Source organism: Aerosakkonema funiforme FACHB-1375, from assembly GCF_014696265.1.
GTDB lineage: Bacteria > Cyanobacteriota > Cyanobacteriia > Cyanobacteriales > Aerosakkonemataceae > Aerosakkonema > Aerosakkonema funiforme_A.
On the sequence record NZ_JACJPW010000180.1, the window covers coordinates 1 to 11,437 of the forward strand.

At 44.1% G+C, this 11,437-nt stretch carries 11 protein-coding genes; 8 read left to right on the plus strand and 3 right to left on the minus strand.

Features of this window, described 5'->3' with window-relative positions:
* On the plus strand, nucleotides 1-337 hold a 337-nt coding region (locus H6G03_RS35515), incomplete at its 5' end, for a cytochrome P450 (protein ID WP_190475359.1).
* On the opposite strand, the gene H6G03_RS35520 is transcribed toward H6G03_RS35515, so the two are convergent.
* From H6G03_RS35520 to H6G03_RS35530, 3 genes are all read right to left on the minus strand, one after another.
* On the minus strand, nucleotides 338-1,981 hold the full coding sequence (locus H6G03_RS35520) for a CocE/NonD family hydrolase (RefSeq protein WP_242057013.1): 1,644 nt from the start codon (nucleotides 1,979-1,981) through the stop codon (nucleotides 338-340).
* Between the two features lie 162 nt (nucleotides 1,982-2,143).
* Nucleotides 2,144-2,596, minus strand: coding sequence for a cupin domain-containing protein (locus tag H6G03_RS35525; RefSeq protein WP_190475360.1), 453 nt, complete (start codon nucleotides 2,594-2,596; stop codon nucleotides 2,144-2,146).
* A 77-nt stretch (nucleotides 2,597-2,673) separates the two neighbouring features.
* Complete coding sequence (locus H6G03_RS35530; protein ID WP_190475377.1) at nucleotides 2,674-3,441, minus strand: cysteine hydrolase family protein; 768 nt, start codon at nucleotides 3,439-3,441, stop codon at nucleotides 2,674-2,676.
* Between the two features lie 135 nt (nucleotides 3,442-3,576).
* Between H6G03_RS35530 and H6G03_RS35535 the strand changes: the two genes are divergently transcribed.
* The 7 genes from H6G03_RS35535 to H6G03_RS35565 form a co-directional block, all read left to right on the plus strand.
* Complete coding sequence (locus H6G03_RS35535; protein WP_190475361.1) at nucleotides 3,577-4,995, plus strand: amidohydrolase; 1,419 nt, start codon at nucleotides 3,577-3,579, stop codon at nucleotides 4,993-4,995.
* 116 nt (nucleotides 4,996-5,111) lie between these two features.
* Nucleotides 5,112-6,890, plus strand: a complete 1,779-nt coding sequence (locus tag H6G03_RS35540) for a tetratricopeptide repeat protein (protein ID WP_190475363.1) — start codon at nucleotides 5,112-5,114, stop codon at nucleotides 6,888-6,890.
* 100 nt (nucleotides 6,891-6,990) lie between these two features.
* The gene (locus tag H6G03_RS35545; RefSeq protein ID WP_206756671.1) at nucleotides 6,991-7,212 is read left to right on the plus strand and encodes a hypothetical protein; all 222 of its coding nucleotides are present in this window, start codon (nucleotides 6,991-6,993) and stop codon (nucleotides 7,210-7,212) included.
* 115 nt (nucleotides 7,213-7,327) lie between these two features.
* Nucleotides 7,328-7,714 (plus strand): oxalurate catabolism protein HpxZ, encoded by a 387-nt coding sequence (hpxZ, locus tag H6G03_RS35550; RefSeq protein ID WP_190475367.1) that lies wholly within the window; start codon nucleotides 7,328-7,330, stop codon nucleotides 7,712-7,714.
* A gap of 371 nt (nucleotides 7,715-8,085) precedes the next feature.
* Nucleotides 8,086-9,615, plus strand: a complete 1,530-nt coding sequence (locus H6G03_RS35555) for an Hsp70 family protein (RefSeq protein WP_190475369.1) — start codon at nucleotides 8,086-8,088, stop codon at nucleotides 9,613-9,615.
* Nucleotides 9,616-9,639: 24 nt separating this feature from the next.
* Nucleotides 9,640-11,211, plus strand: a complete 1,572-nt coding sequence (locus tag H6G03_RS35560; protein WP_190475371.1) for an Hsp70 family protein — start codon at nucleotides 9,640-9,642, stop codon at nucleotides 11,209-11,211.
* A 23-nt stretch (nucleotides 11,212-11,234) separates the two neighbouring features.
* The coding region (locus H6G03_RS35565) for a hypothetical protein (RefSeq protein ID WP_190475373.1) at nucleotides 11,235-11,437 on the plus strand (203 nt) is incomplete at its 3' end.

The following is an 11,437-nucleotide window of genomic DNA, read 5'->3' on the forward strand; positions in this document are numbered from 1 at the left end:
TGTCAATTTTTACAATACATTTGTACTATCCGTGGGTAGCGATCGCACTCCTGCAAGTGCCTTAACAAAAGTTCATACAGTGTCGATTACTTTTGTCCGACTACTTAGCCCAGAACGCGCCGAGCATAAAAAACAAGAGTTTAGCTTAATAGGGTTTGGCGGTGGGCCGCGTATTTGTCTGGGCATCGCTTTTGCCCAAATGGAAATGAAAATTGTAGCGGCGCACCTGCTGCGTAACTATACCTGGGAATTGTTGCCCGAACAAAATCTCACCTTGGATGCGGTGCCGATGCTGCATCCCAAGGATGGGTTGCGGGTCAACTTTCGGCGCATTTAACTAAACGGACGGAGTTTGAATGGGCAGTAAAATTTGCGAAGGAAAATTCCCGCCACTTTGTACTGTCACGGTAATAATTTGAGCGTCAATTAAACGAGTTTCGGCAGGTAAGTCACCAGTTCCGGGGTTGACGGGATAAGCGGGAAAACAAGCTGCACTCAAACTGAGGCGCAATTGATTGCGTCTGGCAATTCTCATACAGGTTGGCTGAAGGGAAATTGTCAACGGTGCTGTTTTTCGATCCGCTTCGACTCGCACGTATCCTTGGGTAAAATTATAGACGCTGCCATTAGTTTGCACTTCGGAAAGTACGGCACATAAATCAAAACTAGGTTTATCTACTGTACAGTAGACTTCTACCGCTACGTCTCCAGCTATGTGCAAATCTTCTGTTAACGGTGGCGATGTGTAAGTTACAACATCTGTGCGACAGTCGATCGCAGTGCGATCGAAAGCACCGGGCGGATTGCTAGCATGACCTCCCAAAGCGGGAACCGGTCGCCAAGGATCGTGTACGAATACATCTTGGGATTTTGGATTGTTTGCTGCTTGCTCTTTTCTCACTAATTTGCCGGCGTCATCCCGCAAATTGGCTAAACCGTTACTTGACAAAAAGAAAGGTTTACGATGATTTGTCGGCCATTTTTTAAAAGATTGCCACAAGTTACTGCCCATTTCAAATAGACAGACGGGTAATTCTTTCAATAATCCCGTATCTTTGCCTTTGAGGAATTGGTCAAACCAGCGAATTTGCAAAAGATCGATCGGATTGACAGCAGCCGCACCGTAGTCTATTGCACCAACTTTGCGCCCCCAAGGTAGATGCCCCCAAGGGCCAATTAACAAATACTGAGGAAAAGCGCTGCGGGATGCCATTTCTTTATATAAATGCAGCGTACCGCGCAAGTAAGTATCGAACCATCCCCCAATATGCAGCATAGGCATATCTACGTTTTGAAAATAGGTTTTTGGCGAAAGTGTTTGCCAATATTTATCCGGTTTGGGATGATTTAACCAATCATGATAAAAAGAGTCGGGTGCGAGAGTTTTCAATATTTCCGGATGGGCGGGAATTAAGTCGGACAAAGGTAAGTTACGATAAGCGGTGTAAAGAGCTTGATAAGCTTTTTCATCTTTGTGCAAACGAGCGGTTTCTGCTGCTAGCTGAATTGCCCAACTCAAGTTATCTTGCCAACGAAACGCTCCGCCTTCATAAGCCCAATCGGTATATAAATCGTAGCCAATCATAGCGGGGCAAATAGTTTTTAAGGCGGGTGGCTTTGCGGTGGCGGCATAGAGTTGAGTCATGCCTTGGTAGGAAAAGCCATACATCCCGACTGCGCCACTGCTACCGGGTAGTTGGGCTGCCCAATTAACAGTATCGAAACCGTCTTCTATTTCGCGGGCAAACAGTTTAAAGTCGCCTTCTGATGTACCGCGTCCGCGCACATCTTGAATGACGACGATGTAACCTTGGGATGCGTACCAAGAGGGGTGAGCGTAGACAACTGTAGATGCGATCGCTTTACCATAAGGTTGACGCATCAGCAATACCGGATAAGTACCTTTGCTATCGGGTCGGTAAATGTCGGCAAAAAGACGCACCCCATCTCTGGTTAACATCGAAACTGTTTCTTTGGTCATTGGGCATTGGGCATTGGGTATTGGTCAGTAGGGTGGGCAATGTCCACCAAATACTCGCTCAAGTAGCAAAAATACCATAAGGGATAACGCATGACCAATGACTCATCACCCTAGAGTTAAATAAGATCTTATTATCCCCATAAATACGGGATAGCCTTCTTTTCAGCAGGGAACTAGCGCATCTGCACGACCGAGAACTCTTAAATCGTCTTCATCTAATTCCACGGGTGTGCCGCTGCGAATCAATTCTACAAAGTCTTCGTTGGGAACCATAAAACAAAGGGCGTACAAACGTTCCGAACCTGTATTTTCAATTACGTGAGTTGCGGTTGGCGGTACTAATATGCTGTCGCCGGCGCGAATGGGGACTGTTTTGCCATCGCAGCTTGCTCTACCTTCTCCTTTGAGGATAAAAAACATTTCTACAGCTAGATTATGTCGATTGGGGGGAGTTTTACCGCCGACATCAAAAATTTCTACGCACAAAGTTAACGATACATCAGCACTTGCCGGCTCGAAGACGATCGCTAACCGGTTGGTATCGTGGGGGCTGATGCGATACGCTTGATAGTCTCTGGGAGATTTAGCGATCGGAATCATGCAGCGATTATTCATTTTTTATCCGTCCTTTGTTATCGGTCAGTTGTCAGTTGTCAGTTGTCAGTCATTAATCAATGACAACTGACATCCAATTAATTACTAATTGCTTTTAAGATAGCTTGAGAATCGGTGACGAAACCAAAACATTGTTTGACGTTATAAAGAGTGGCTTGCCAGCAATACTCCGGTGAAGTAGTGGCAGTGCAATCTTTTACTAAAATGCAATCATAACCGAGGAAATTAGCGTCTTGCAGCGTCGCCATTACGCATTGATCTGCATTCACTCCCCCAAAAAATAAAGTACTTTTTCCCAGATTCCGCAGGAGACTATCCAATGGTGTATCCCAAAAACCGCTCATTCTGTATTTATCAACACGGATATCTTCTGGTTTTTGTTGTAATTCATCGACAACAGCAGCTGCCCAACTGCCTGCGATCAGAACTTTAGCACCGTTGGCTGGTAGAGGATCGCCCAAACCGACACCATCACCGGTAGGATTGTAAACGTGGCGCAGTCCGGCACTGATATTGATTAAGTCGGGGCGGTTTCCCCAGTTAAGCCAAATTACGGGAACTTTGACATTTCGCAATTCTGGTAGGAGAGTTTTGAGGGGATTGATGGGAGTGCGTGCGGGTGTCACGTCTACGCCTATATGCGCTAACCAGCCATTGGGATGACAGAAATCATTCTGCATATCAATTACCAATATGGCGGCTTTTGCCAAATCCAGGCGCAGCGTTTTGGTTTCTGTCGCCAGGGTAATAGGCTGCGGTTCTAGGGGTGGGCGGGTGATATCGGCTATTTGGGCATCAACTGCCCAAGCATTTGGGGGTAAGCCCAAGGTACGCAGAGGTATCATAATAGTTTTGAGTTTTGAGTTTTGAGTTACAGGTTTGTTGTAGCTCAAAATCGAATTACACTTATATGTTGAATACTACTTTTTAGCGCCAAAACTCGTAAAATTTTCTAAATTCTTAATTTCAAGGTAAATTGCGTGACTTTTACTCTCCAGAAAGCTTTGGTTCCCGTCGATCGCGGTTACTCTACCGTTGATGTGCAAGTGGTGGACGATCGCATTACGGCGATTGCGCCCAATCTAGAGGCGATCGGTACTGTTGTAGATTGTCAAAACAAACTGCTACTCCCAGGTTTTGTCAACGCCCACACCCACTCCTCGGAAATGTGGCAGCGGGGAGCAATTCGTCCCGTTCCGCTGGAATTGTGGTTGGCGGAACTGTACGACTTTGTACCCCTGGAAATCGAGCAAATTTACTTGACGGCTTTGGGTACGGCAGTAGAAACTTTACTGTCTGGAGGGACAAGCGTTGTCGATCACTTGGTTTTGATTCCTGGGAAAGAAATCGAAACTATTGCAACTGCGGTTCGCGCTTACAAAGAAGTTGGTATCCGCGCTTTTATCGCGCCTCTGATTCAAGATGAATCTCTCACGGCTGGCGTTCCCTCTGGCGGTACCGAACAGGAACACGATGCTTATATTCGCTCGACTGGCGCAACTTTAGCATTAATACAAGATGCTGTAAATAAATTTCACAACCCGTCGGAAGGGGTGTATATTTTGGTTGCGCCAACGGGCATTCAACTGTGTTCGGATGCTTTGTTTACTGGGTGTGTAGAATTGAGCGAGCGCTACAATCTTTGCCGCCATTCTCACTTGCTGGAAACGAAAGCTCAAGTATTGCTGGCGCAAGAAAAATACGGTTGTAGTGCTGTCGAACATTTGAAAAGGCTCGGTTATCTCAGTGAGCGGACTTCTTTAGCGCACTGCGTTCATTTAACCGATGAGGATATCGCTATTTTAGCAGAAACTCAATCTACTGTTGTACACAATCCCCTCAGCAATCTGCGCTTGGGTAGCGGGATCGCGCCTATTTTGAAATATCGACAAGCGGGAGTAAATGTTTCTTTTGGTTGCGATGGTTCTGCCAGTAATGATTCGCAAGATTTACTGGAAGCTATTAAAATTGGTTCTCTCCTCCACAACGTCACTGATTTAGATTATCAGCATTGGATAACGCCGCGTCAATCTGTAGAAATGGCATCTTTCGGCGGTGCTAAGGGATTAAATGTCGCGGATGAACTCGGTTCGCTGACTGTGGGGAAAAAAGCTGATTTTGTACTTTACGATCTTACCAATTTGTCGTTGCTGCCGCGCACAGACCCGATTGGTTTGTTGATTTTGGGGCGTCCCACTCAGGTAGTTGATAGTGTTTGGGTGAATGGTAAAAAAATTGTGGGGAATGGGCAAGTGACATCTATTGATGTGGATAATTTAAGGAAGGAATTGTTCGATCGCAGCCAGTGGGTGACAAATCGTCAGTCTCAAACGCTTGATGAAATTGAAGCTCATTATCGCAGTGTGATGGGATTGTCAGAAAAAAGCGGTTATTCTTAATTAGTTAGTTGTCAGTTGTCATTAGTTAAGGAAAATGAACAATAATTAATGACAACTGAAAAATGACAAACCAAAGAAATAAATTTCAATTTCGACTAGAGCGAGGATAAAAATTCATGAATAGAGAACAAAGACGGAAAGCTGCCAAAAATAAAGATAAAAACATTCAAAGTATTTTTGGCGGCTACAATAATTTACCATCAGATGCTTTATCTTATGCACTGTCTTTGCACAAAAGTGGACAGTTGGCGCAAGCACAAACTATTTACGAACAAATACTTCAGTCGGAACCAAAAAATCCCAAAGCATTGAATGGTTTGGGTTTGATCAAGTCGCAAAGAGGTGATGAAAAAGGGGCGATCGGTCTCATTTCTGCTGCTGTAAATGCGGAACCGAACAATGTTGGATATTTAAATAATTTGGGGAATATATACAGAACAACAAGGCGGATTGATGAGGCTATTCAATGTTATCAAAACGCTAGAGAAATCAATCCAAAATATGCAGAAAGTCACTTTAATTTGGGTGTAGCGTTTACAGAAAAAGGGATGGTGCTGGAAGCGATCGAAGCTTTGGGAAATGCGGTGACTTTGAATCCGCAACATCCACGCGCTCACGTGGCGATGGGGCATTTATTCTTGGGAATTGGTTTGTTAGATGAAGCGATCGCATCTTATCAAAAAGGTCTATCGGTGGTGCCAAATTTCTTTGAAGCGCTCACATCTTTGGGGATGGCATTTTATCGGAAAGGCGATCTGAAATCGGCACAATCGGCTTATCAAAAAGCTTTGGAAATGAATCCTTACTCTACAGAAGCTCTTTCTAATATTGGTGCCGTTTTCTACGAACAAGGTAGGGTTGATGTGGCGCTTGCTTGTTATCGGGAAGTTGCCAAGTTAGAGCCTAAGAATCCCGATACTCAAATTAACCTCGGTTTTATTTTGAATCAACAAGAACAAAATGAAGAAGCGGTAGAATGTTATAATAGGGCGCTAAAACAAGAACCGAAATCTCTCAAAGCAATGGCGGGATTGGGGGAAGTTTTTGCTAAGCAATCTCAATGGGATGAAGCAATAAAAGTTTATCAAAATATTCTCAAAATCAACGCAAATTCGGCGGAAGCTTACGTTAATTTGGGGATTGGATTGCGGGAAACTGGCGATGTAGATGGAGCGATCGCACAATTCGATCGAGCCAGAAAAATCGATCCTAAAAATGTTAAAGCTTACGCTCATCTCGGTTTAGCGCTGCAAGAACGAGACAAAGCGGATGAAGCTTTATCAATTTTTGATTACTCCGGATTGGTGTCGAAATACCAATTCGATCGATTGTCTGGATGGGAGGATTTAAGTGCTTACAATGCAGACTTGAAAAACTACATCTACAATCACCCTACTTTACTGAAAGATCGGATGGGGAAACCGATAAACAAAGGTCGGCAAACTTACGAAATATTTACCGATCGCACGCCAGTTATGGTAGCATTACGGGAAATGGTAAATAGCCATATTCGCGATTATTTAAGCAAATTCGCCACCAATGCCAAAAATGGTTATTTTTCTCAACTTCCATCGCAATGGAAATTGAGCGGTTGGGCTGTGGTTCTTGAACCCGAAGGATTTCAGAATTCCCATATTCACCCGGAAAGTTTTGTGAGCGGCGTTTATTACATTCAAATTCCGGATGCTGTCAAACAAAATAATCATGGTGAAGGCAATTTGAGCTTTGAAAATCTGTTTCCCAAGGTAGAAGAACAATCAAAAATAGAAAAATATACTGTCAAACCAGAAGAAGGGTTGCTGGTTCTTTTTCCCTCCTATTTCTGGCATTCGACAATTCCGTTTAGCGGCGATAGCGATCGGGTTTGTATTTCTTTTAATGTCATACCTGGGTAAACTGAGAAACCGGGTTTATTAAGGAAATATCTAGGTCGAGGCTGGAATTTGCCAGAAACCCGGTTTCTAGCCCTAAACTATTGAAATGAGGAAATTTATCATGATTCTGGAAAATGACAACACAGATAAGTCGCGCTCGGATGATGAGGAAGATCGGAAAAATCCAATTCCCACAGCTGTGGAAGAAGGATTTACTCCCGAAGAGGAGAAAGCTTTGCTGGAAAAGTGCGATCGCTTAATCGAAAAGTTTGAGGAACAAATCGAGAAAGAGGACAATTCAACGGATTTGCCAACACCGACATATCGCCTTTTTCCTGAATGAAAAACCACTTTCATCAGTTGGGTTTCGCTATAGTGAAACCCAACCTCCAAATACTCTCTTCCCCCTAGCCCCTAGCCCCTAGCCCCTAGCCCCTAGCCCCTAGCCCCTATCTTACATGGATATCAACATTCCCGATGTGGTAGCTGAGGTGACAGCAGCATTTCAGCGTTACGAAAAAGCCTTGATTAGCAATGACGTTGCTGTTCTTGACGAACTGTTTTGGAAAAGTCCTGAAGTTGTCCGCTATGGGGTGACAGAAAATCTGTACGGTTATGATGCGATCGCCAATTTTCGCAGTAACCGATCGCCCGCTAATTTAGAAAGAGTGTTGCTGAATACAATTGTCACAACTTACGGACGAGATTTCGCCACAGTAAATACAGAGTTTAAGCGACCGCCAACAAGCGATCGCATCGGACGCCAAAGTCAAACCTGGATGAAAACTGAAGAAGGGTGGCGCATCGTTAGCGCCCACGTTTCGTTTTTATTGGTTAATGGTTAATTGTTAATTGTTAATTGCTTACCGACTTTCTGGTATTATTTATTCTGTTACAGGTATTTTACCTGGTAACACTTAGAAATCGTGATGAATCTTTCGGGTTGATGGTGGAAAATGTTTGCGTATGTTACAGATAGCTGGGATGGTGGGTTACGGCACGGGAACTTAATTATCGATCGAAAGTTCAGAAATTATCGCCCGTGCCTAACCCACCCTACGATGAAATAAGTTTTGATTACCACTTTTGACTCTTTTATTTTACCTAGCCCCTAGTCCAAGCGCTCTTTCTTTATTTTGACTTTTGACTTTTGACTTTTGACTTTTGACTTTTGAATGAGTGACTTTCGTAGCCCCTTTTTAAACAGGCAAGAACAATGACATACGCTGTTGGTATCGACTTGGGAACGACAAATTCTGTCGTATCTGTCTTTCGCCGAGGAGTGGTACAAACTATTGCAATTGACGGTCGTTCTACCATGCCTTCTGTAGTTTCTGTGCGAGAAGATGGCAGCATATTGGTGGGGAGTGCCGCAAAATCAAGGTTATTGCTAGACCCTGCGAACACCGTCGCTTCGGCAAAGCGTTTCATGGGAAATCGCCACAAATTCTACAATGTCGCTGGCAAATCTTTATCTCCTGTCGATATTGGCAGTATGGTACTGAAGCGAATTGTGGAAAGTACGCGCATAGCCTTGGGTGAAGAAATCCGCGACGCTGTGATTACGGTTCCTGCTTATTTTACCGACGCGCAAAGAGAAGATACGAGACGCGCTGGCGAACAGGCGGGATTGAACGTATTGCGCCTCATTCCCGAACCTACCGCAGCTGCGATCGCCTACGGTTTAGATAAAGGTAAAGACCAAACTATTATGGTTTACGACCTGGGCGGCGGCACTTTTGATGTGTCAATTTTGCGCGTGCAAGGCAATCGTTTCGAGGTCAAAGGTGTAGGTGGAAATACTAATTTGGGCGGCGATGATTTCGATCGAACTATTATAAATTGGGCTAGCGAACAGTTTAAAATTCAAACGGGAATTGACTTGCAAAGCGATAATAGTCGCTTGGGAATTATCGCGCGGCAACGTCTCAAAGATGCTGCTGAAACTGCTAAAATCGAACTTTCTGTAAGTGATTCTGCTACGATCGCAATTCCTGATTGTTTGGGTCATGCGTTGGAATTGGAACTTTCTATTTCTGAATACAACAATTTAATCGCACCGCTATTGCAACGCACAGTCAATTGTATGAAATCAGTTTTGCAAGATGCGCGTTTGCAACCGGAAGATATCGATCGCGTTATTCTCGTCGGCGGTTCCACCAAAAACCGCGCCGTGAGGGAAATTGTCGCCAGGGAAATCAAAGAACCTTACACAAGCGATCGCGTAGATGAAGTAGTGGCCCACGGTGCTGCGATCGCCGCCGCTAATCTTTCCTTACCCGATGAAGTTTCCCTCGATGTGCTAGATGTCACCGCTCATTCTCTGGGCATTTCCATGCTCAACTACAAGGAAGAGTTAGTTTTCAAGCCGATCGTTCCCCGACAAACCACCTATCCTTGCAAGCGCGGTATTATCGGCTACACAAATCGCCCACTACAAAACGAAATTGACATACCCGTTTTTCGCGGCGAAAATACCGACCCCAACTACAACGATTATCTAGGCATACTTTCCTTACCAGTATCTCCGCCGCAGTCGGAAATTGTGCCTGTTGCCGCTATTTTCGACCTAGATGCTGATGGTATCATCCACTTCACGGCGGTGCAATTGCCACCTGGATCGCAAAGCGCATCTATTATAGAAAACGCCAGAGAAAATAAAGGTCTTGTAGACTTGAATGCGGTAGAAGCTTTAATCAAAAGTGGCGAAGCGCAGACAAAGATGGCGCAAATTAACAGTAAATAATTTACCCATTTCCAAAATTAAAAAATGAGCATAATTCCCAAACACAGTCCCTATATTTTCGGAATCGACCTGGGTACGTCTAACTCTGCGATCGCAGTTTTTATCAAAGGACAAACTGAGATAATTCCGATTGACGGCAATAAAACCCTGCCATCAGTTTTTAGCGTGCGTGCAGATGGGGAAATATTAGTGGGAAAAGCGGCACGCAATCGGTTAATTATCGACCCGGAAAATACGGTTGCCTCCATTAAGCGCGAAATGGGAGGAAATTGGACAAAAGAGTTTAAAGCTTTACCGGGAAAAGTTTACACCCCTATCGATATTACTGCGGAAATTTTATCAAAATTAGTTAATAGTGCCCAACAAGCAGGTACGGTAGATTTGCTGGGTACTCCCCGTGCGGCGGTGATTTGTATTCCCGCCAATTTTGATGACGCCCAGAAAACAGCAACTCTAGAAGCGAGTAAGTTGGCTAATTTGGAAGTGGTCTATTTATTAGAGGAACCGGTAGCTGCTGCTATCGCTTATGCCTTGGAAAAAGAACGCGACCAAACTATTTTAGTTTACGATTTGGGAGGCGGCACTTTCGATGTTTCCATTCTCCAGGTAGACTCAACCAAAAATAATCAAGCTGAGTTTAAAATTTTAGCAAAAGAAGGCGTATCTAAACTGGGTGGAGATGACTTCGATCGACAAATTATGGCAATTGCTGCCTCCAAGTTCAAAGAAATATCAAATATCGATATTTTCGATTTGCAAAAAGACCAGGGAATCTCCGTTAAAGCTTTGCGGTCAGCACAACAAAAACTCAAAGATGTGGCTGAAACTGCTAAGTGGGAACTTACGGAATCTCAAACTGCACAAATTGGCATTCCTAACTTAATCAAAGATGAATCCGGCAATGTCTACAACCTGGATATCGAAATTACCCGCAGCGAATTTAATGACGCTATTCGGGAATTAATTCTGCTTTCCAAAGACGCCGTAGAAACAGCGTTGGCTAGTGCCAAACTAACTATAGAAGATATCGATCGCATCATTTTAGTGGGCGGTTCTACTAAAGTACCGCTGGTGCAAGAAATGCTTACCGAAATGTTTGGCAAACAACCCTATGCGGATACCGATCCGGATACGGTTGTAGCGCGTGGTGCTGCCATTTTTGCTGCCACTTTGAACGTGGAATCAGATGCAGACATAAGTAGGGATGAGTTTGTCAAACCTCCCATCCTGGGAATCCAAAATATTGTGACGCATTTCTTGGGTATTGCCACGCAAGGAGGTAAGTTTAGCTGTTTAATAGAAAAAGGTCTCAAAATTTCACCTAACGAGTCTTTAGCAGTTAGTAAAGAATTTACTACTTCGCGAGATGATATGACTGAATTACGCATTTCTGTCTATCAGTCCGATAAGTGGGTAGAATTTGTGGGTACTGATGAGATCAACTGTATCGGTGAATTTTTCTTAACTGGAATACCGCCGAAACCGCGAGGGGAAGAACGTGTGAAAGTTACTTTTGAAATCGATTCGCAGAACTTACTGAAAGTGAAAGCAACCAGTTCTAGTTCCGTCGGAGGATTGGAAATTAAAAAGTATTGAGTTCGGTATGGAGATTTGGAACAATGGCGCGAAGAGTTAGGATTGAAAATTTAAAAGTTAGAGTGAGGAAGAAAAGATTTGGCAATCGGGATTCTGCTTGGGAGAAGCAATTGCAGGAATTCGATCGCAGAATTTCAGGATTAGAAAATCAGGTTGCTAAAATTCTGGAAATGTTGCAGCAGATAGTGGAGGAGCGGGAGAGCGGGGGAGCGGGGGAGTGGGGGAG